The following is a 20,638-nucleotide window of genomic DNA, read 5'->3' as shown; positions in this document are numbered from 1 at the left end:
TACGGAGGCAACGACCCACAGCAGTGGGGCCAGCAACCGCCTTCGGGAACCCGTCCGGTGGCTTCCCCAGCCAGGGCGGGTACGGCCAGCAGCCCGGTTACGGTCAGCAACCCGGATATGGGCAGCAGCCCGGCTATGGCCAGCCGCAGTACGGCCAGCAACCGCAGTACGGCCAGCAGCAGCCCGGCTATGGCCAGCAGGCCGGGTACGGGCAACAGCCCGGGTACGGTCAGCCGCAGTACGGCCAGCAGCAGCCCGGCTACGGGCAGCAGGGCGGCGCCTACGGCACGCCTCCGCCCGCACAGAAGAAGCCGGGCAAGGGCTTGTGGATCGGGCTCGCCGCGGCGGTCGTCGTGCTCGCCGCGGCCGCCGTCGTCCTGTTCTGGATGCCGGGCCTGCTCGTGCAGAAGGTCTTCGACAACCAGACCATGCAGAACGACATCCAGCGCGTGCTCACCGACAGCTACGGCGCGGAAGGTGTGGAGAGCGTCAGCTGTCCCGCCGACCAGGAGGTGGAGGTCGGCGCCACGTTCACCTGCGACGTCACCGTCAACGGTGAACAGCAGCAGGTCACCATCACGGTCAAGAGCGAGGACGGGCGCTACGAGGTCGGCAGGCTCCAGTAGCCGGTAATCCGGTGGCACGGACGGTGGCCGGTCGGCAAGCATCGGTGTCATGAGCGATCACCGCATCCGGGTTCTGCGCGACGACGAACACCGCGCGGCCATGGACCTGTTCCGCGCCAGCCTCCACCTCAAGCCCGCCGAGGACCAGGAATGGACGCGGGCGGCCGGGGCGTTCCAGCCGGGCCGCACGCTGGGTGCATTCGCCGGCGATCCGGGCACGCTCATCGGCACGGCGCGCTCCCTGGACTCCGAGCTCACCGTGCCGGGTGGACGCACCGTGCCGCTGGCCGCGGTCACGGGCGTCGGCGTGCGCGCCGACCGCACGCGCCGCGGCGTGCTCACCGACCTCATGCGCACCCAGTTCGCCGACTTCGCCGAGCGGGGTGTCGTCGCCGCCACGCTGCACGCCTCGGAGGCCGTGATCTACGGGCGGTTCGGCTATGGCGTCGGCACCCTCGCCCGCGGCTGCACGATCGATCGCACCCGCGCTCGGCTGCGTCCCGAAGTGCCCGCGGGCGGTGAGGTCCGGCTGCTTGACGGGGACGCCGCGTTCGACGTGCTGTCGGCCGCCTATCCCGCGCTCAGGACTCGCCCGGGCATGATGGCGCGTCCGGCGCACTGGTGGACCTGGGCGCGTGCGGTGGCCGGCCGGGGCGACGAGCCGACCAGCATCGCGGTGCACCAGGGACCGGGCGACATCGACGGCTTCGTGGTCTATACCGTCACCCGCCCGCGGACGGGCTCCGCCGTGCTCCGCGTCGACGACCTGCACGCGGCAACCGCCGAGGCGTTCGCCGGGCTGTGGCGGTTCCTGCTGTCGGTCGACCTGGTCGACGAGATCCGGCTGGGGGAGCGGGCGCTGGACGAACCCGTCGAGCTGCTGGTCACCGACCCGCGCGTGTGCACCGTCACGGAGGTGGCGGACGAGACATGGCTGCGGCTGCTCGACGTGCCCACCGCGCTGGCCGCCCGCGAGTACTACGGCGACCCGCTCGTGATCGAGGTGACGGATCCGGCGATCCCGGCCAACACGGGCGGCTACGTCGTCGGCCCGGACGAGGTACGCCGCACCGACGCGCCTCCGGCGCTACGGCTCGGCGTGGATGCGCTCGCCATGATCTACCTCGGGGCGTGGCGGCCCTCCCAGCTCGTGCAGACCGGACGGGCCCAGGCAGCCGGGGCCGATGCGGTCGCCGCGGCCGACCGCCTGTTCTCCACGCGCACGCCGGCATGGTGCGGTACGTTCTTCTAGCCGGAAAAGATCAACGTCGGGGTGTTGCGTCGGTGCGGTGTCGTGTAGTGCTGGTGTCGGCCATGGTCGCCGCGGGTCTGCTGGCCGCCGGGTGCGACAGCCGGGGCGAGGGCGCCGAACCACCCGGCACGTCCACGGCGACGTCCCCCTCCTCCCCATCGGAGTCCACCCCGGACCCGAGCACCCTCGGCAGCGCCTCGTCCGGGCTGTCGTCCAGCCTCGCGCCGGTGCCTCGGGTGTTCGATGCCCGCACCATGCAGGCGTCGGTCGCACGGATCCTGACCCAGAGCTACCGCGTCGAGGGCGTCGAGGCGGTGTCGTGCCCGCCACGCCAGCCGGTCGAGGCCGGGTTGACGTTCGACTGCACCGCCGTGATCGCGGGCGAGGCGCAGCGCGTGCCGATCACCGTGCTCGGTCGCAACGACGAGTACGAGGTCGGCTATCCGGAGTAAGGCTCACGCGCGGGTCGTCAGCGCGTCCAGCAACCGGTTGACGGAGCCGCCGAGGTTCCAGCGCTCGGCCAGTTCCGCCACCCGCTCGGGATCGGCGGGCGCGGACGGCACTCGGTCGTCTTTCGAGAGCTCCACGGGCGCGTCGGGCGCCACCCGCACCACCGTGGGTGCCACTGCGAGGTAGTCGGCGGCCTCGTTGAGCCGTACCCGCGTCTTCAGCGGCAGCTGCGGGCTCTCCGCGCGCGCGGCCTCCACCAGCGCCTCGATCGACCCGAACTGGGTGATGAGTTTCGCCGCCGTCTTCTCCCCGATGCCCGCCACACCCGGCAGGCCGTCGGAGGGGTCGCCGCGCAGCATCGCCATGTCGGCGTAGGCGGGGCCGGCATGGCCGGCGGGCACGCCGTAGCGGGCGGCGAGCTCGTCCGGGCCGAGCACCTCCGCCTTCGCCCAGCCCTTGCCCACGTAGATCACCGACACCGGGGTCGGTTCGTGCCGCACCAGCTGGAACAGGTCGCGGTCGCCGGTGATGACCTCGACCGGGTCGCTGTTCTCGCGGGCGGTGAGCGTGCCGATCACGTCGTCGGCCTCGTAACCCGCCGCCTCGGCCGTCGCCAGGCCCAGGGCCTCCAGCAGGTCGAGGATGATCGGCACCTGCGGGGTCAGGGTGTCCGGCACCTCCTCGACGTCGGGTCCCGCCTCGAACTCCTCGGCCACCCGGTGCGCCTTGTAGCTCGGCAGCGCGTCGACCCGGAACCGCGGCCGCCAGTCGGCGTCCAGACACGCGACGAGCCGTGAGGGCCTGCGGTCGACGAGGATGCGCGCCACGGTGTCGGCGAACCCGCGGACGGCGTTGACCGGGGTGCCGTCGCGTGCGGTCAGCGAATCCGGCAGGGCATAGAACGAACGGAAGTACAGGCTCGCCGCGTCCAGCAGCGCCAGGGAACCGGTGCTCACCCGCACAGCCTGCCATGCCCGGTGGACGGCGCTCGAGAACCCGTTCCCCGGGTCCGCATCGGGCCTGCGACGAGGCGCGAGAACACCTCGGCCGCGGCGGGTAGTCGCTCGGCGGCGGCTGGTGTATCCACCACGTTCACGGTGTCGGTTGAGGCACCCCGGGTTCCGGTCGTCACCCGGCCTGCCGCTCCGGAACGGGACCGGGCGGCGGGCTAGGCTTTCGGTCATGTCGCGCCGATCGCTGCACACTCCCGCCCCCGATGCCGCCACCCTGCGCGCCCGGCTTCACCGCGCCCGGCAGGCGGCCGCCGACGCCGGCACCGACGCCCTGCTCATCGCCCCCGGTTCGGACCTGCGATACCTGATCGGGCAGGCAGGCGGGTCGTTCGAGCGACTGACCACGCTCGTGATTCCAGCGGGCGACGCGCCACCCGCGCTCGTGGTGCCCAAACTCGAGTTCCCCGGCTACTCCGACGTGCCGACCGACGACCTCGGCGTCGACGTGATCACCTGGGTGGACGGGGACGACCCGTACCGGCTGGTGGCCGACCGGCTCGGTAAGCCCGGCCGGGTGGCCGTGAGCGACATGATGGCCGCGTTGCACGTCCTCGCGCTGCGCGACGCGGTCGCCGGTGCCGAGCAGGCACTGGCCGGTCCGGTCCTGCGCGAACTGCGCATGCGCAAGGACGCCGCCGAGATCGCCGCGCTGCGCAAGGCCGGGGAGGCCATCGACCGTGTGCATGCCCGCATGGGCGAGTGGCTGCGTGCCGGGCGTACCGAGGCGCAGGTGGGCGCCGACATCGCCGCCGCGATCGTCGAGGAGGGGCACACCGAGGCCGAGTTCGTGATCGTCGGCTCCGGCCCGAACGGCGCCAGCCCGCACCACGACGTGTCCGATCGGGTCATCGAGCCCGGCGACGTGGTGGTCGTCGACATCGGCGGACCCATCGCCGAGGGCTACAACTCCGACTCCACGCGCACCTACGCGGTGGGCGAGCCGCGGGACGCCGACGTGGCCGACACCTACGCCGTGTTGCAGCGTGCCCAGCAGGCGGCCGTGGAGGCGGTGTGCCCCGGCGTGACGGCGCACGCGGTCGACGCGGCGGCCCGCGACATCATCACCGAGGCCGGTTTCGGCGAGCAGTTCATCCACCGGACGGGCCACGGCATCGGACTCGACGTGCACGAGGAGCCCTACATCGTGGGCGGCAACGACCTGCCGCTGGAGCCCGGGATGGCGTTCAGTGTCGAGCCGGGGATCTACCAGGCCGGCCGGTGGGGCGCGCGGATCGAGGACATCGTCGTGGTCACCTCCGACGGCGCCGAGCCCCTCAACACGCGGCCGCACGAACTGGTCGTGGTCGGGTCATGACCGCCGAAGCACTCCTTCCCGCTGAGGCGGCGGCAAGTACCGCCGAGGCACTCCTTCCCGCTGAGGCGGCGGAATGACTGCGCCCGGACTGGAGCCGCTGGACAAGGCGATCGTGGCCGAGCTCGCCGCGGACGGCAGGCGGAGCTTCACCGACCTGGCCGAGCGGGTGGGGCTGTCGGTGTCGGCGGTGCACCAGCGGGTGCGCAGGCTGGAGCAGCGCGGTGTCATCCGGGGTTATACGGCGAGGCTGGACGGCGAGCAGATCGGTCTGCCGCTGACGGCGCTGATCTCGCTGACGCCCAACGATCCGGCCGCGCCGGACGACTACCCGCAGCGCCTGGAGCACATCCGCGAGATCGAGTCGTGCTACTCGGTAGCGGGGGACGAGTCCTACATCCTGCTGGTGCGGGTGGCCTCGCCGCTGGCCCTGGAGGATCTGTTGCGGCGGATCCGGGAGGCGGCGAAGGTCTCCACCCGCACGACCGTGGTGCTCTCCACGCCGTTCGAGGGGCGCTCGCCGACACTGTGAATCCGGCCCGCCCAGCGGTACGGTAAAAGGTATGGCAACTCGGAAGGTCACCTTGTCCCTGGACGCCGGGGCGCTCGAGTTCGCGGAGCGGGCCGCCAAGGCGCACGGCGTCTCCGTCTCCTCGTGGCTGTCGAAGGCGGCGCGGCGCGAGGCCGTGCGGACCGGATACCGGCCCGCACCCGGCCACCCGGGCGAGACAGCCGCCACCGCCGACGAAGCCGAGATCGCCGCCGCGCTGGAGGAGCTGCGTGCGGAGGGGTGAGGTCTGGACGTACCGCCCACCCACACATCCGTCCCGTGCCCGCGCGGTCCTGCTGCTGTCGTCGGACGGCGTGAACGAGTCCGAGCGGCCGTGGCTGCTCGGCACCGACCTGCTCGAGGAGGATCCTCAGGACATCCTGGGCGTCGCCGTGGACGGCCGGTTCTGGGTCTCCACCCTGCACGTCACGCGGATCTACCGGCCGTGGCTGGTCGAGCGGATCGCCGCGATCGGCGACGACGTCCAGGAGCAGATCGACAGCGCACTGCGCGCCGCGCTCGATCTCTAGCCCTGCCGCTGGGCGACCACCGACGGCGCGGCGTGCAGGTGGCCGTCCTCGCCTTCCAGGCAGGCCGCGGACTCGTCGTTGGAGGCGAGGAACTCGCTCAGACACCGCCCGAACTGAGCGTGGCCGGCGGCGTTGGGATGAAACGACTCCTGAATGGCATGCGTGGCGCGCTCGGCGCTCTGCAGGTCGTCCCACTGCACCGTGAACCGGGTGAACCACTCCGAGCTGGGGTCGGCGCCTCCGGTGCACGCCTCGTGCCCGTCGCCGGCGCGGGAGAGGTCCAGGAACCGCACGCCGGTCTGGGCCGCAACCTCCCGCAGTCCCGCTGCGAGTGAGATCGCGCCGGTGTACTTGACCCAGCGCAGGTCCTCCTTGCGGAACGGGCAGCCGTCGAGGTTGCGGAGACTCTCCGGGATGTCCGGGCCGATCGGCGACGCGTAGGACTGCAACACCAGGTCGTAGTCCTCGCGGTCGTAGCCGGCGGCGGCGAGGACCTTCTGGACGTCCTCGAGCGCGGCGACCACCTTCGGGACCATGCGGTCGATCCGGGACGGCCAGTCGGTCTTGATCCGCTCGCTGCACGGGCTGCCGTCGTCCATGAACCAGGACGTGAAGCACTCCGAGATGAGACGGGAGAAGTGCGGGTCGTCGTTGGCGCCGACCGCGACCACCACGGCCGCCACCCGGTGGTTCTCGACCAGCGTGGCCAGCCGGCGCGCCTGCGACTGCTCAGTCCACTGTTCGACGTCGCCGAGCGCCACGTGCCCCGCCGGGGAACCGGAGCAGGCCAGGTTCACGCTCTTGACGATGCCGGTCAGCTCGACGTGATGGACCGAGGCGTTCGGGGAGCGGTGGCACCAGTTGCCGTTCCGGCCGTTGGTAGCCGGGGTGTAGTCGCCGGCGCCCTCACCCGACATCGTGCTGTCGCCGAGCGCCACGACGGTCAGCGGACCCCGGCCAGGCGGCCCGGGCGGTTCCCCGGGCGGCGGCCCGTCCTCGCCCACCAATACGAACACCGCGACGAGGAGTGACACACCAACGAAGGCGAGCGCACCGAGCCACCAGCGAGATCTGGCCATCGCCGATCAGTCTAGAGAAAAACGGGCACCGGGCGGTGGGCCGCGACAGGGTCGAGCCTCTCCGCGCCTGCGGCCACGGCCCCCGGCATCCGGACGAGCGCCGGATCACGACGTCATTGCGTCGCCCACCACCGGCGCCCGCTCTCGGGCAGCGTCGAGATCGGGTCGTAGTAGGGGTAGCGGCGGCGCAGCGCGTCCGGGTCGTCGTGCTCGATGCCGGTGCGGTAGTTCTTCGTCCAGTACGAGATGCCGCGCTCGCGGTCGTACTCGGCGAGCTGATGCACCCAGCGTTTGCCGACGTAGGGGACATCGCACACGATGCGCGGCGTCGCGTACCCGGGCAGGTAGCCCATGATCGCGTGCTGCAGCTCCTGTGCCTCCCACACCGCAAGCCGCCAGTGCTCGGCGTTGGGGATCATGTCGCACAGATAGAAGTAGTAGGGCAGGATGTTTGCCTCGCCCTGCAGCGCGAAACACAAGTCGAGCACGTCGGCCGCGGTCCCGTTCACGCCGCGCAGCAGCACGCCCTGGTTGCGGACATCCCGCACGCCGACCTCGAGAGCTGTCCGTGCCGCCTCGGCGACGAGCGGGGTCACCGACTGCGCGTGGTTGACGTGCGTGTGGATCGCCAGGTTGACCCCGCGCCTGCGGGCCGTCCCGGCGACGCGGGCCAGGCCCTCCACCACCTTCGGCTGCAACCAGTGCTGGGGCAGCCCGGCGAGCGCCTTGGTGGCCAGGCGGATGTCGCGCACGGTCTCGATGTCGAGCAGGCGCATCAGGAACGCCTCCAGCTGGTGCCACGGCACGTTCGCCACGTCACCGCCCGACACCACCACGTCGCGCACGCCGGGGGTGCGGCGCAGGTAGTCGATCATCGCGTCCTGCCGGTCGACCGGTTTGAGCTCGAGCTTGTGCTTGTCCACCTGGGGCGTGGAGTTGCCCACCAGGTCCATGCGGGTGCAGTGGCCGCAGTACTGCGGGCAGGTCGAGAGCAGCTCGGCGAGCACCTTGGTGGGGTAGCGGTGGGTGAGTCCCTCGACGACCCACATCTCCGCCTCGTGCAGCGAGTCGCGTTCGGAGTGCGGGTGGCTCGGCCAGTCCGGGTCGCGGTCGCTGTGCACCGGCAGCATGTAGCGGCGGATCGGGTCGGCGTAGAACGCCTCGGTGATCTTCTGCGGATCGGAGCCCGCGTGGGGAGCGATCGTGTTCAGCATCTGGGGCGGCAGCAGCATCGACATCGTGGCCCGCTGCTGCTGGTCGGCCACGAGGTCGTCGTAGAAGCGGTCCTCGAGGAGGTCGCCCAGCACGGCGCGCAGCTGCTTGATGTTGCGTACACAGTGCACGCGCTGCCATTGCGCGTCGCGCCACTCGGCCTCGGTCACGGTCCGCCAGCCCGGGAACCGTCGCCAATCGGGTTCGACCAGCTCGGCCCTGGCGTACTCGTACGGCTGTTCGCCGGTGTCGATGGGGGCGGCAGCAGATTCCTGGATCGCAGTCACTTCTGCTCCTCAAATCGAGAACGTCGCCAAAATATCCTGTCACACCAACGAACAGATGCAAATCTTCTCGCGACGAACGTACTGGCAGACTGCACGGCGTGAGTACCAGCACGACGACGCTCCTCCTCGGCGGCCGCGTCCACACCCCGTCCTCCACCGACGCCACCGCCATGGCCGTCACCGACGGCACGGTCGTCTGGGTGGGTCAGGACGGCCCCGGGCAGGCACTGCACCCGGACGCCGAGATCGTCGACCTGGACGGCGCCTTCGTCGCCCCCGCGTTCGTCGACGCCCACGTGCACGCCACCGCCACGGGCCTGCACCTCACCGGACTGGACCTCACCGGCGTCCGCGACGCGGGCGAGCTCCTCGCCGCCGTCCGCGCGGCCGTCACCCCGGGCGAGGTGCTGCTCGCCCACGGCTGGGACGAGTCGGCCTGGACCGATCCGCGTCTGCCCAGCCGCGCCGAGCTCGACGAGGCCGCGGGCGGTAACCCCGTCTACCTGAGCCGAGTCGACGTGCACTCCGCCCTCGTGTCGAGCGCGCTCGCCGACCTCGCGGCCGGCGTGCGCGACACGGCCGGCTGGTCGGACGACGGCCCGCTCACGCGAGATGCCCACCACCTGGTCCGCGCCGCCGCCCGCGCCGCCGTCACCCCCGCCCAGCGCCGCCGTGCCCAGGAGACATTCCTGCGCGCCGCCGCCGCGGCCGGCATCGTCAGTGTCCACGAGTGCGCGGGTCCCGACATCTCCGGCGAACAGGATCTGCTCGACCTCCTCGCACTGGCCGACGCACCCGGGATGCCCGAGGTCGTCGCCTACTGGGGCGAGCCGGGGGCCGTCGACACGGCCCGCCGTCTCGGCGCGCGGGGGCTCGCGGGCGACCTCTTCGTCGACGGCGCCCTCGGCTCCCACACCGCCGCGCTCCACGAGCCCTACGCGGACCGGCCCGACAGCACCGGCGTCCGCTACCTCACCGCGGACGCCATCGCCGAGCACCTCATCGCCTGCACCGAGGCCGGACTGCAGGCCGGCTTCCACGTCATCGGGGACGCCGCCGTGGCCGAGGTCGTCACCGGCTTCACGCGCGCGGAGAAGACCGTCGGCAGGCGCGCGCTCGCCACCGGCAAGCACCGCCTCGAGCACGTCGAGATGGTCGACGCCGAGCAGGCCAGGGCACTGGCCGCCTATGGCGTCGCCGCGTCGATGCAGCCGCTGTTCGACGCCGCGTGGGGCGGAGGAGACGGCATGTACGCCACCCGGCTCGGCGCCGACCGCGCCGCAGGGCTCAACCCGTTCGCCATGCTCGCGAGCGAGGGCGTGGTGCTCGCGTTCGGCTCCGACGCACCCGTTACCCCCCTCGCCCCGTGGGAGAGCGTCCGCGCCGCCGTGCACCACCGCACTCCCGGCTCCGGCATCTCGGCACGAGCGGCGTTCAACGCCCACACCCGCGGCGGGCACCGCGCCGCCGGTGTCAACGACGGCGTGACCGGAAGCCTCGTCCCCGGCGCGCCCGCCCACTACGCCATCTGGGAATCCGGTGACCTCGTGGTGGCCACCCCGGACACCCGCGTCCAGCGCTGGTCCACCGACCCGAGGTCCCAGGTGCCCGGCCTCCCGCCCCTCGACCCCGGCACGCCGCTGCCGCGGTGCCTGCGCACCGTCCGCGCGGGCGAGGTGATCTACGACCGCTTCACCTCCGCCCCATAGGCTGGACGGGTGACCGCCGCGGCCGAAGCGCCCACCTCCACCGCCCCCAGCGCGGTGCCCCGCCGGCGCCGCATCCTGCCCGTGCTCGCGCGGCTGGCCCTCGCGGTGGCATCCGGGTTCGTGCTCGCTGCCGCGTTCGCCCCACGCGACCTCTGGTGGCTCGCGCCCCTGGCGTTCACCGGGCTCGGCCTCGTCCTGCACGGCCGCCGGGTGTGGGCGAGCGCGGGCTACGGCCTCGTGTTCGGACTCGCGTTCTTTCTCCCGCACCTCATCTGGATCGAGGACTTCCTCGGCGACGACTTCGGCTCCGCCCCGTGGCTCGGCCTGTCCACCGTCCTCGCCGTCTACGTGGCCGCCGCGTGCGCGCTCATGCCCTTCGCCGCGCGCCTGCCGGGCGCGCCCGTGTGGATGGCACTCGTGTTCCTCCTGCAGGAAGCCGGTCGCTCCCGCTGGCCGGTCAACGGATTCCCCTGGGGCCGGGTCGGCTTCAGCCAGCCCGAGGGCGCGTACCTGGCGCTGGCATCGGTCGGCGGCGTCCCGCTCGTCGGCTTCGCCGTCGTGCTCACCGGCTTCGGCCTGGCGCAGCTGATCGTGCGTCTCCGCCGCGGCGGACTCCGCCCCACCCTCGGCTGGACGGGCCCGCTCGCGGCGGCCACGCTACCCGTGCTCACCGGGCTCGCCGTGTGGCCGGCCGTCGGCACCGCACCCGAGGCCGGCACCCGCACCGTCGCCGTCGTCCAGGGCAACGCGCCCGACATCGGCCTGGACCTCCTCGGCAGCCGCGACATCATCCGCGCCAACCACCTCGACGAGAGCGCGCGGCTCGCCGACCGGATCGCCGAGGGCCGGCTGCCCCGGCCCGACCTCGTCGTCTGGCCGGAGACCGCCACCGAGGCAGGCGGACCGGACCCTGCGCTGGACGCCCTGGTCGACGAGTTCGGGGTGCCCACGCTCGTCGGTGCCGCCTACCGCGCACCCGACGGCAAGACCGAGAACGCCGTGTTCGCCTGGCGGCCGGGCCGGGGTGCGGGCGAGCACTACACCAAGCAGGAACTGGTGCCCTTCGCCGAGTACGTACCCATGCGGACCATCGCCCGCTGGTTCACGCCTTTCGTCGACAGCACCCGCGACATGCGCTGGGGCAGCGGCGCCCCAGCCACCCTCGACGTCGCGAACACCCGCACCGGGCCCGTCATCTGCTACGAGGTCGCCTACGACTACGTCTCCCGCGAGGCCGTCGACGCGGGTGCGCAGCTGCTCGTCGTGCCCACCAACAATGCCTGGTACGGGCCGGGGGAGATGAGCTACCAGCAGCTCGCCATGTCCCGGCTGCGGGCGGTGGAACACGGCCGCGCCGTCGTGGTGGCCGCGACGAGCGGCGTGAGCGCCATCGTGCAGCCGGACGGTAGCGTGACCGGACAGACGGACCTGTTCACCGCGGCGTCACTGGTGGGCGACGTGCCGCTGCGGCAGCAGACTACGCTGTCGGATCGACTCGGCGCGTGGACCGAGTACGTGCTGGTGGGGGCCGCACTCGCCGCGGTGGTCGCCGGGATCGTGCTCGGCGTGCGCACGCGCCGCTCGAGTGCCGACGACACGCGATAGAAGGGGAGCAGCATGGCGGAGGACACACAGCATCGGGCGTCGACCGACCCCGTGCTGGTGATCATCCCGACCTACAACGAGCGGGAGAACCTCACGCCACTCCTGCGGCGACTGCACACGACGTTGCCCGATGTCCACGTGCTCGTCGTCGACGACGGCAGTCCCGACGGCACCGGTGAGCTCGCCGACAAGCTCGCCGCCACCGACGACCGGATCCACGTCCTGCACCGCACCGAGAAAGCAGGTCTCGGCGCCGCCTACATCGCCGGTTTCCGCTGGGGACTGGAACGGGACTACGCCACCCTCGTCGAGATGGACGCCGACGGCTCCCACGCACCCGAGGACCTGCCCCGCATCCTCGACGCGCTCGCCGACTCCGATCTCGTCATCGGCTCCCGGTACGTGCCCGGCGGTGCGCTCGTGAACTGGCCGAAACGGCGGGAACTGCTGTCCCGGGGCGCCAACATCTACTCCCGGCTCGCGCTCGGCGTCCCGGTCAACGACATGACCGCGGGTTTCCGCGCCTACCGGCGGGCCGTGCTCGGCAAGCTGCCGCTGGACGACATCGCCTCGGCGGGCTACTGCTTCCAGATCGACCTCACCCTGCGCACGGCCCAGGAGGGCTTCGACATCGTCGAGGTGCCGATCACCTTCACGGAACGGGAGGTCGGCCAGTCGAAGATGAGCGGGTCGATCGTGGTGGAGGCCATGCTGCGGGTCGCCCAGTGGGGCGCCGAGCACCGCGCCGGCCAGCTGCGCCGTCTGCTGGGCCGCTTCGTCCGCTGACCTGCCCGCAGACCCGAACAGCACGGAGCCCCCGCGTCGCGAGGACGCGGGGGCTCCGTCTGTGGTGGGAGCGGAAGGTTGTGGCGTTACGCCCGGCCCCGGCGAGCCTTCAGCTCGGCGAGACGCTCGTTGAGCAGCTCCTCGAGCTCAGGAATCGACCGGCGCTCCAACAGCATGTCCCAGTGCGTACGCGGAGGCTTGACCTCCTTGGGCTCAGGCTGCCCGCCCTCGACGATCTCCGACTCACTTCCGTGCAGACGGCATTCCCACAGGGAAGGGATCTCGGCGTCGTCCGAGAACGGCACTTCGAACTCGTGCCCCTTCGGGCAGGAGTAACGAACGGTGCGCCGCGGGGCGAGGTCGTGATTGCGGTCGGTCTCGTAGCTAACCGCTCCCAACCGGCTTCCACGGAGAACACGGTCGGCCATGATGAGTCCTTTCAGTCGGCTCCCGGGCAGGAGCCAGGGTGATGCTCACCCAGTGCAACGACGTAGGTGGTGCGGTGAATTCCCCGCACCCCGTGTCCTTACTCATCGATGAGCTGGATCACCCCGGAACACCTTTCTCCTATGAGGGAGACGGCCACCGTCTCGGCGTGACGCATCCATGCCTGTTTTCTCGGCTGTGTCCCTCATTCGGGTTAGATGCGGAACACTAGGTGAGCCGGAGCTGACCGCGTCCGGACCCGGTCGGCCCAAGATCGCCGAGGCGGTAGTGCCGACGACACAGTACTTGGTAACGGATCGTAGCCGTTTCGGTCCGAGAGCGTGTCGCGCCCGGATTCACCTCCACCGGGGCATCACCCGCCGCGGTGTCCGCGACGACCACCGTGTCTCCGCTGCGCAGCACCTCGTCGTCTCGGACCCGCGCGTTGAACCGCCCGGGCAGGCCGCACCAGCACAACACCTCCACCTGCACCGGCTGGAAGACGTCCGCCAGCTCGAACAGCCGCTGTGCACCGGGGAAGAGCCGGCTGCGGAAGTCGGTCGCGATGCCGAAGCAGTAGACGTCGATGCGGGCCTCGTCGGCGAGCTCGCCGAGCTGCTCGACCTGGCAGGGGGAGAGGAACTGCGCCTCGTCCACGATCAGGTAGTCGACGTGTGTGCCCTGCGCCCACGCCTGGCGCACCACCGTTCGCAGGTCCGTATCGCCCTCCAGCTCCAGTGCCTGACGGGTGATGCCGATGCGGCTGGTGATCCGCGGAGCCCCGGAACGGTCGTGCCGGACCAGCAATAGGCCCTGCCGGCCCTGACGGGCGAGGTTGTGGTCGATCTGCAGCGCCAGCGTCGACTTGCCACAGTCCATCGGGCCGTACCAGAACTTGATCTGACCGACACTGGGCAGATCACGCCGGGACCCCCACGTGGGCACCGGCGAGAGGGCGTCGGTCGGATCGGCTCCTGGGTTCTCCAGCGCAGTCACGTCGGAGCACCCTAGCGGCCGCCACACCTACAGCACGGCAGGCTCCCGGTTGCCCGCGGCGGCGATGGCCCTTCTCACAGGCACCAGCGCGACCAGAACGAAACCGACCACGAAAAAGATCACCAGGGCGATGATGGCGTACCGGAACGACCCGGTCGCCTGCCCGACGGCGGCGAACAGCAACGGCCCCAGCCACGACGTGCCGCGTTCCCCGATCTCGTAGAGCGAGTAGTACTGCGCCTCCTTGCCCGGCGGGATCATCTGGCTGTAGAGCGAGCGGGACAGCGCGTTCGTGCCGCCGAGCACCAGCCCGATGCCCACCGCGAGAGCGTAGAACTGCATCGGCTGGCGTTCCTGCACGAAGTAGGCCGACGCGATGACGAGAATCCAGACCACGAGACTGCCCAGGATCGTCTTCTTCGCACCGAAACGCCGGGCCGCGAGACCGTGGAGCATCCCCCCGACGTAGGCGACGAACTGGATCACGAGAATCGTCGCGATCAGCACCTCGTCGCTGAACCGCAGTTCCTCCGTGCCGTACTGCGCCGACACGGTGACCACCGTGGAGATGCCGTCGGTGTAGATGAGGTAGGCGCCGAGGAACGCGAGGGTGAGCGGGAACGCCTTCGCCGCGCGGATGGTGTCCCGCAGCTCGACGAAGCCGGCACCGAGCAGGGCAAACCCACGCTCGCCCCCGTGCGGACGTTGATGCTCCCGCAGCCTGCGCAGCGGAATGAGCGTGAACGCCGCCCACCAGAGGCCCGAGCTGAGATAGCAGATCCGCACGGCCATGGATTCGCTGACCCCGAAGGCGTCCCGGCTCAGGTAGAACGCCAGCTGCGCGGCCAGCGCGATGCCGCCGCCCAGGTAGCCGAACGCCCAGCCGCGCGCCGAGACCACGTCCCGCTCGTCGGGGGTCGCGATGTCGGGCAGGAAGGAGTAGTAGGTGACGATCGAGGCGCCGTAGCCGATGTTGCCGACGATGTAGAGCGCGACGCCGAGTTCCCAGCGGCCGTCGTCGACGAAGAACAGCAGCGCCGACGCCGCGGCCCCCAGGAAGGCGAACAGGCCCAGGATCCGCTTCTTGTTCTGGCTGCGGTCCGCGATCGCCCCGGTGATCGGCAGGACCAGCACCTGCACGACCGTGGCCACGGCGAGCAGATAGCCCCACAGCGAGCCCGCCGGGAACTCCAGGCCGAACAGGGAGATGTCGCAGTTCCGCAGCCGATTCTCGTTTCCCTGGGCGTCGATGCACGGCGTCGGACCGTTGCGGGCGAGGTCGGCCTTGGCGTCGTCGGCGGCCACCGAGCTCATATACAGGGCACCGAAGACGGTGATGACCGACGTGAAGAACGTCGAGTTCGCCCAGTCGTAGAAGTACCAGCCGCGCTGTTCGCGTTTGCGATCCCGGGCTTCGGCCGCGGGCGCCGGGCCCGGAGGAGTTGTCGTCATGCGGGCTCCCTGGCTGGGATATCGAGGTGAGCGGAGATTACTGCGCGCTGATCACCCGCGAGAACCCGGGCGGACACCGCGTGTCGTTCCGGCATCCCCCGGATGTGGTAGGCGATACTGAAGTTTCGCCTGTGACTCTTGTGTTCAATTGTCCGGTTTGCTTACCGTGCAGAAATGCATACAGGCCGGGTACGCGCCGCAGCCCGCGGAATCGGGAAACTTCTCCTGGTCGCCGCGGCGGCACTGGGGGCGCAGGTCGCGCTCGCCGTTCCGACGGCGGCGGACCCACCCGCCGACACGTGGGCGGCACTGCGGATGTGCGAGTCCACCAACCGCTACGGCGTCAACACGGGCACCGGCTACTACGGCGCCTACCAGTTCGATCTCCCGACCTGGCGCAGCGTGGGCGGATCCGGCAGGCCCGACCAGGCCAGTCCCGCCGAACAGGACTACCGCGCGTTGTACCTCTACCGGATGCGGGGCTGGCAGCCGTGGGAGTGCGCGGGCATGCTCGGACTGCGCAATGACAGTGACGCACGCAGCAAGGTCAAGCCCAGCTACCGGGATTCGGCCTACATCGGCGGCCGCGTGCCGGCGCAACCTGCGCCCGCGCCACCGGCGGCGCCGGGCAGGCCAGCGTGGCCGGGTGTGGTCTACGCCTACGGCGACTGCGCTCCCGCACTGCGTACGTTCCAGCTGCGGATGAACGCCTTCGGCTACGACTTCCAGGGCACCGGCTGCTACTACGGCGAGACCAGGCAGGCGGTACTGGATCTGCAGCGGGCCAACGGAATCCGGGACTCGGGCAGGCTGGGGCCCAAGACGTGGAAGGCCGCCTGGGAGGGGACCGCGCCGCGGTAAGACCAGAGCGCGCTACTCGGCGAGCATGGCGTCGTCGCCCGACGACGGCCAGGCGCCCCGCTCGATGAGCAACTCGCGCAACCGGTCCGGCCGATCGGTGACGATGCCGTGCACGCCGAGGTCGAGCAGCGCGCGCATCTCGTGCTTGTCGTTGACGGTCCAGACGTGCACCTCGACCCCGGCGTGCCGGGCCGAACGCAGGAACGCCCTGTCCACCACCGTCATGCGGCCCTGCCGGACCGGCACCTGCGCCATCGCACCCCGGCTGAGGAAGCCGAGCCGGAGGAACGGCAGCCACCCATTGGCCCACAACACGGCCGCCGAGCGCGGCCCGAGCGAGGTGATGAGCCGCGGACCGGCGAGCTTGCGCATGCGGGCGAGCCGCGCGTCGGAGAACGAGGCGCCCGCGACGCGGTCGAACGCGTCAAGCCGCTGCAGTGTGCGCACGAACGGTTCCACGGCCGCACCGGCTTTGACGTCGACGTTGAACCGAGCGCCGGGCAACTCCTCGAGCACGTCCTCCAGCCGCGACACCGGCACGCTGCCGCCGATCCGGGCCCGCTGGACGGTGCGCCAGGTCTGCCGTGCGATCGGACCGGTGCCGTCGGTGGTGCGGTCCAGGAGTGCGTCGTGATGCACCACCACCACGCCGTCGGAGGTCGCGTGCACATCGGTCTCGATGTAGCCGAACCCCTCGTCGACGGCGCGGCGGAACGCCGGCAGCGAGTTCTCCAGTCCGGCCAGGTCGTCCAGATGCCAGCCCCGGTGCGCGAACGCCCGGGGGAGGGGACCGGCGAGATACGGATGGCTACGGGTCGGCACCCATTCAGTGTGCCGGTCCGGCGTGGCCCCGTCATGGCGACGACATGGCGGGCTAGGGTCGGCGAGGTGAGCGAAGCGGCAGAACACGCTATTGCGTCACGTGACGAATTGCGGCGACTGCGCAAGCCCGTGCCACAGCACTGTGGCTGGTGTGGCCGCAGGCTTCAGCAGGCCGGGACGGTGGGGCGCAGGCGGCGGTACTGCGGTCAGTCGTGCCGCCAGCGCGCGTACGAACGCCGCACCGCTGTGCAGCGGACCGGCCTACCCGAGGACGCCGTCGTGTTGTCGGCCGACGAGATCTCCGCGCTGCAGGATCGACTGTTCCAGCTGCGGTGCGCGGCCGAGGACGTGGTCACCGCTGCCGAGGACGGTGCGGATGTCGGCGAACTGAGCAAGCTGGCCGCCGATGTGGCGCGCACGGCGCAAGACCTCGAGCGGCTTCGCTGAGGCTCATCGGGCACACGGCGGCACCTCCGAGGCAGGCGTTGCCATCCCGCGCGGCGCGGTCAATACGTCACGGTGACGAAATAGTCAGGCGGGGACGGTTCGGAATAGGGCGCCCTGTAGGCGTCGTTGCGGCGCCGATAGGGCGCTCACACGGCCCCGCGGCGGTCGCAGGCCGCGCTGTGTGTGCCGGGGCGGGATGGGGTGGCTGCCGGTCGATGCTGTGTCCTGGGTGCGGTCCGCCAGAGGTGCATGGTGCCGGCGATGCCGATCGGGCCCGACGGTCTCCGCGGCTCGATAACCGGCACTGATCCACAACGCCGATAAGCGACATTATGTCAAGTAAGGCCCGGAAGGTGTCCTCGATCAAGGTCGGCGGCCAGCCGAGACCGATTGATCGCCCACTGGTGGCCACGACTGGCGCGCTCAGCGTCCTGACCGCGCCCGGACTCGACGGACCCGTTCGGGGCGCGGGACGGCCCCACGACGACGAGCGCGTTCCGGCGCGACGCGTGTTGGTGTCGCACGGCTCCCGCAGCGGCTCGGTCGGTCCGCCGGGCCGACCCTTGGCGGCCACCCTGCCCCGCCGAGAGATGTCCGCGGAACCATCGATGCAGGTCAGCGCAGAGTTCGGGTCATGACGCGGGGTAACCGGTGGGTGTTGAGGTGATCTCGGATCGGCTCCAACCGCTGAAGTAGGGTAAATCCATGTCGTGTAATGGCTAATCCACGACGCAACTGGTACCTTGATCGTGATGGCCGAGCCGAAAGCACTGTCCGCCGTCAGTGTGCGGGATGCGACCCTGGAGTACCTGGAGATCCTCGAACGGCGCGTGATGCGCTCACAACTCAGCGCTACCACCCTGCACGCCTACCGCCGTGACCTCAGCGAGTTCGTCACTCTCCTGGGCGCCGACACCGTTCTCGACACCATCGAGGCCGACCACCTGGAATTCGCACTGACCACCATCGCGAAGGCACCGGATCGCCGCTACAGCAGGGGCCTGAAGATAGGCGAGGACGGCTCCACTCCCCCCGGCCGTGGTGCACACTCGCTGGCGCGCTGGTTCGCCGCGGTGCGTGGATTGTTCCGGTGGGCGGCGGACAAGGGCTACGTGCGGATCGATCCCACCACGCGAGTGACCCCGCCGCGCGCGCCGAAACGCGCGTCCGGCGCTCGCATCGGGCTGCAGCTGGACGAGGCGTTGACCTTGCGGACGGCGCCGGCCGAACGGGCCCCCGAGAGCCTGCGCGCCGACCAGCGGTTGAGCTTGCGGGACGAGGCGATCCTGCGGTTGCTGGTCGAGTCCGGTCCGCGGGTGTCGGAGCTGTGCGGGGCCAACCGCAGTGACATCCGGCTGCACGAGGAAACCGGCACGCCGGTGCTGCACGTGCGGGGTAAGGGAGGCAAGGATCGCGACCTGCCGCTGTCCCGGCCGACCAATGATCTCCTCGAGCGGTACCTGGCCGAGGAGCGTCCCGCTCCCCCGCGCCCCCAACGCCCGCACGACCGGGCCGAACGGATCAAGATCGACGACGCTGCCGGGGCGTTGTTCGTGTCCATTCGCGGTTGGCGGCTGTCCCCCCGGGACGTGCAGCGGATGGTCGCGCGCTACACCAAGGTGCTGGGTCGGCGTGCGACACCGCACTCGCTGCGGCACACGGCGCTGACGATCCTGGCCAGGGCCGGGGTGGACATCGCCACCGTCGCGCAGATCGCCGGCCACGCCAGCCTCGCGACCACCTCGGTGTACATGGACGACTCGATGAGCGCCGCCGCGGAGGCGATCTCCACGTCTCCCCTGGCCCGCGAGTGACGTGCGACAGGTGCGGCTGGGTTGGCACGGGTCGTGAAACCGGATTGGCTCCTGGTCAACGCCTCCGGTATTGACCCCGGCAGGCCGCGGCTTCGCGGCGGCGGTCCTTCGTGCTGTGAGCGCACGCTGGACGACATGTTCCAGCTCGTGGCGTCGCTGGCGGACGGGCACGCAGGACCGTAGGGGGTAATCCGGGATGGTCGACTCCTCAGCACACCGCTGTGCGCAGCTCTTGCGGTCCCCGAAGGCTTTGGCCGCCTTGGCATTCCTGGCTGATCTTTCGCTGAGCCGGTAGCTACGCGTATGGGGCGACCAGCCGGGTACCGGAGGTATATGTCATCAGTGCCCCCGCTCCGACAGCCCAACACGCCACCGCCGGCACAGCGCAGTGTCGGCGGACACGCAGCGATCCGAGCACTCGGTGACTGGGCATGGGATCGCCCGCGAACTGGTGGGCAAGGACGCGCTGGAACGCCTCCGGCGGCATGCCTGGGAGGCGCGGTTCGCGGCGAGCTGAGGGCCGCGCCTCCCGAACCCTCCGAGCGCTCCACCGCGGGCCGTCAACTGCCCCTGCGCAGTACCAGCGATGAGTTCGGTCGCCTCCGCCAGTCTGTACGTGTGTCATGCGCCTCCGACGACCGCTGCGCATCCCGCGACCACTACTTTTGGAGAGAAGCTGTTGTCCGACACCACCTGCCACATGTCGATCTCGCTCGACGGCTTCGTCGCCGGACCCGAGCAGAGCCGAGACGATCCGCTGGGCAAGCGTGGCCACGAGCTGCACGGCTGGCATATCGGCGACCCGCGCGCGACCGAAGCCGACAAGACGGCCAGCAGCTGGCTGATGCGCCCGCGCGGCGCCTACGTCATGGGCCGAAACATGTTCGGGCCGATCCGAGGTGAGTGGAACGAGCCGTGGGACGGATGGTGGGGACCCGAGCCCCCGTATCACGCCCCGGTCTTCGTACTCACTCATTACGCCCACGAACCGATCGAGATGGAGGGCGGGACCACATTCCATTTCGTCACCGAGGGCTTCGACGCCGCTTACGCGCAGGCGCTCGAAGCCGCCGGCGGCAAGGGCGTGGACATCGCCGGTGGCGCTTCGACGGTCCGGCAGGCACTCAACGCCGGCGTGATCGACGAACTCATCCTCGACATCGCACCCGTCCTGCTCGGCAGCGGCGAGCGCATGTTCGACGGCGTCGAGACGTTCGGTTTCGAGCCCGTCGAGGTGCTTCACTCCCCGCTGACCACCCATATCCGCTACCGCAAACGCGATCAGGCCGGCTGAGCAGCAACGGGCCTTCGCGGCTCAGTGGCGGCTCAGTGGAACTCACCTACCAGTGGCCGGCCACGCTCTGCCGGTTCGCGCGGCCCACCAAGGCCGGGAGTAGGTTTCCGTGCGG

Annotated in this window: 21 protein-coding genes; 14 read left to right on the top strand and 7 right to left on the bottom strand. The window is 70.8% G+C overall.

What is annotated here, in order from left to right; all coding sequences use genetic code 11:
- Positions 1-23: 23 nt before the first annotated feature.
- From ACFSZT_RS19035 to ACFSZT_RS19025, 3 genes are read left to right on the top strand one after another with little or no spacing between them, the layout of a single operon-like run.
- Complete coding sequence (locus ACFSZT_RS19035) at positions 24-626, top strand: DUF4333 domain-containing protein (protein WP_377390913.1); 603 nt, start codon at positions 24-26, stop codon at positions 624-626.
- A 49-nt stretch (positions 627-675) separates the two neighbouring features.
- A complete protein-coding gene (locus tag ACFSZT_RS19030; protein ID WP_377390911.1) occupies positions 676-1,878 on the top strand; it encodes a GNAT family N-acetyltransferase in 1,203 nt (400 codons plus the stop codon).
- Positions 1,879-1,910: 32 nt separating this feature from the next.
- Entirely contained in the window at positions 1,911-2,330 is a 420-nt protein-coding gene (locus ACFSZT_RS19025; RefSeq protein ID WP_377390909.1) for a DUF4333 domain-containing protein, read from the top strand.
- Between the two features lie 3 nt (positions 2,331-2,333).
- Here the strand turns inward: ACFSZT_RS19025 and ACFSZT_RS19020 are convergent, their stop codons facing one another.
- Positions 2,334-3,284 carry a 5'-3' exonuclease gene (locus tag ACFSZT_RS19020; RefSeq protein ID WP_377390907.1) on the bottom strand — a complete coding sequence of 317 codons (951 nt, stop codon included), beginning with the start codon at positions 3,282-3,284 and terminating at the stop codon, positions 2,334-2,336.
- Between the two features lie 226 nt (positions 3,285-3,510).
- Between ACFSZT_RS19020 and ACFSZT_RS19015 the strand changes: the two genes are divergently transcribed.
- The 4 genes from ACFSZT_RS19015 (at position 3,511) to ACFSZT_RS19000 (ending at position 5,733) form a co-directional block, all read left to right on the top strand.
- A complete protein-coding gene (locus tag ACFSZT_RS19015) occupies positions 3,511-4,656 on the top strand; it encodes a M24 family metallopeptidase (RefSeq protein ID WP_377390905.1) in 1,146 nt (381 codons plus the stop codon).
- 73 nt (positions 4,657-4,729) lie between these two features.
- Positions 4,730-5,185: an Lrp/AsnC family transcriptional regulator gene (locus ACFSZT_RS19010; protein ID WP_377390903.1), complete on the top strand. Its 456-nt coding sequence runs from the start codon at positions 4,730-4,732 to the stop codon at positions 5,183-5,185.
- A 31-nt stretch (positions 5,186-5,216) separates the two neighbouring features.
- Positions 5,217-5,447: a hypothetical protein gene (locus ACFSZT_RS19005; RefSeq protein ID WP_377390901.1), complete on the top strand. Its 231-nt coding sequence runs from the start codon at positions 5,217-5,219 to the stop codon at positions 5,445-5,447.
- Positions 5,434-5,733, top strand: coding sequence for a hypothetical protein (locus ACFSZT_RS19000; RefSeq protein WP_377390899.1), 300 nt, complete (start codon positions 5,434-5,436; stop codon positions 5,731-5,733). The genes ACFSZT_RS19005 and ACFSZT_RS19000 overlap by 14 nt, the downstream gene beginning before the upstream one ends.
- Here the strand turns inward: ACFSZT_RS19000 and ACFSZT_RS18995 are convergent.
- Both ACFSZT_RS18995 and ACFSZT_RS18990 read right to left on the bottom strand, forming a co-directional pair.
- Positions 5,730-6,812: a GDSL-type esterase/lipase family protein gene (locus ACFSZT_RS18995; RefSeq protein WP_377390897.1), complete on the bottom strand. Its 1,083-nt coding sequence runs from the start codon at positions 6,810-6,812 to the stop codon at positions 5,730-5,732. The two genes, ACFSZT_RS19000 and ACFSZT_RS18995, sit on opposite strands and share 4 nt — an antisense overlap.
- 113 nt (positions 6,813-6,925) lie before the next feature.
- Positions 6,926-8,311 carry a KamA family radical SAM protein gene (locus ACFSZT_RS18990; RefSeq protein ID WP_377390895.1) on the bottom strand — a complete coding sequence of 462 codons (1,386 nt, stop codon included), beginning with the start codon at positions 8,309-8,311 and terminating at the stop codon, positions 6,926-6,928.
- A 98-nt stretch (positions 8,312-8,409) separates the two neighbouring features.
- On the opposite strand from ACFSZT_RS18990, the gene ACFSZT_RS18985 reads away from it, so the two are divergent.
- Genes ACFSZT_RS18985 through ACFSZT_RS18975 form a run of 3 tightly spaced genes read left to right on the top strand, consistent with a single transcriptional unit; the run spans position 8,410 to position 12,411 of the window.
- The gene (locus ACFSZT_RS18985) at positions 8,410-10,020 is read left to right on the top strand and encodes an amidohydrolase (RefSeq protein WP_377390893.1); all 1,611 of its coding nucleotides are present in this window, start codon (positions 8,410-8,412) and stop codon (positions 10,018-10,020) included.
- Between the two features lie 9 nt (positions 10,021-10,029).
- Positions 10,030-11,625, top strand: coding sequence for an apolipoprotein N-acyltransferase (gene lnt, locus ACFSZT_RS18980; RefSeq protein WP_377390891.1), 1,596 nt, complete (start codon positions 10,030-10,032; stop codon positions 11,623-11,625).
- A gap of 12 nt (positions 11,626-11,637) precedes the next feature.
- Positions 11,638-12,411 (top strand): polyprenol monophosphomannose synthase, encoded by a 774-nt coding sequence (locus tag ACFSZT_RS18975; protein WP_377390889.1) that lies wholly within the window; start codon positions 11,638-11,640, stop codon positions 12,409-12,411.
- A gap of 86 nt (positions 12,412-12,497) precedes the next feature.
- On the opposite strand, the gene ACFSZT_RS18970 is transcribed toward ACFSZT_RS18975, so the two are convergent.
- The 3 genes from ACFSZT_RS18970 to ACFSZT_RS18960 all read right to left on the bottom strand — a co-directional run bounded on the left by ACFSZT_RS18970 (position 12,498) and on the right by ACFSZT_RS18960 (position 15,285).
- Positions 12,498-12,839 carry an RNA polymerase-binding protein RbpA gene (locus ACFSZT_RS18970; protein ID WP_377390887.1) on the bottom strand — a complete coding sequence of 114 codons (342 nt, stop codon included), beginning with the start codon at positions 12,837-12,839 and terminating at the stop codon, positions 12,498-12,500.
- A gap of 226 nt (positions 12,840-13,065) precedes the next feature.
- Positions 13,066-13,833 carry a thymidine kinase gene (locus tag ACFSZT_RS18965; protein ID WP_377390885.1) on the bottom strand — a complete coding sequence of 256 codons (768 nt, stop codon included), beginning with the start codon at positions 13,831-13,833 and terminating at the stop codon, positions 13,066-13,068.
- Between the two features lie 27 nt (positions 13,834-13,860).
- Positions 13,861-15,285, bottom strand: a complete 1,425-nt coding sequence (locus ACFSZT_RS18960; protein ID WP_377390883.1) for an MFS transporter — start codon at positions 15,283-15,285, stop codon at positions 13,861-13,863.
- 174 nt (positions 15,286-15,459) lie between these two features.
- Here ACFSZT_RS18960 and ACFSZT_RS18955 point away from each other — a divergent pair, with 174 nt between their 5' ends.
- Positions 15,460-16,146 (top strand): transglycosylase family protein, encoded by a 687-nt coding sequence (locus ACFSZT_RS18955; protein ID WP_377390881.1) that lies wholly within the window; start codon positions 15,460-15,462, stop codon positions 16,144-16,146.
- Between the two features lie 12 nt (positions 16,147-16,158).
- On the opposite strand, the gene ACFSZT_RS18950 is transcribed toward ACFSZT_RS18955, so the two are convergent.
- Entirely contained in the window at positions 16,159-16,968 is an 810-nt protein-coding gene (locus tag ACFSZT_RS18950) for a glycerophosphodiester phosphodiesterase (protein ID WP_377390880.1), read from the bottom strand.
- 66 nt (positions 16,969-17,034) lie between these two features.
- Between ACFSZT_RS18950 and ACFSZT_RS18945 the strand changes: the two genes are divergently transcribed.
- The 3 genes from ACFSZT_RS18945 (at position 17,035) to ACFSZT_RS18935 (ending at position 20,523) form a co-directional block, all read left to right on the top strand.
- A complete protein-coding gene (locus tag ACFSZT_RS18945; RefSeq protein WP_377390878.1) occupies positions 17,035-17,415 on the top strand; it encodes a hypothetical protein in 381 nt (126 codons plus the stop codon).
- A 752-nt stretch (positions 17,416-18,167) separates the two neighbouring features.
- Positions 18,168-19,229 (top strand): tyrosine-type recombinase/integrase, encoded by a 1,062-nt coding sequence (locus ACFSZT_RS18940; protein ID WP_377390876.1) that lies wholly within the window; start codon positions 18,168-18,170, stop codon positions 19,227-19,229.
- Positions 19,230-19,908: 679 nt separating this feature from the next.
- Complete coding sequence (locus ACFSZT_RS18935) at positions 19,909-20,523, top strand: dihydrofolate reductase family protein (protein WP_377390874.1); 615 nt, start codon at positions 19,909-19,911, stop codon at positions 20,521-20,523.
- The last annotated feature ends 115 nt before the right edge of the window (positions 20,524-20,638 follow it).

The organism is Prauserella oleivorans (assembly GCF_042685745.1).
GTDB lineage: Bacteria > Actinomycetota > Actinomycetes > Mycobacteriales > Pseudonocardiaceae > Prauserella_A > Prauserella_A oleivorans.
Note: the sequence above shows the minus strand (reverse complement) of the source record. Positions and strands in the feature narration are given on the sequence as shown.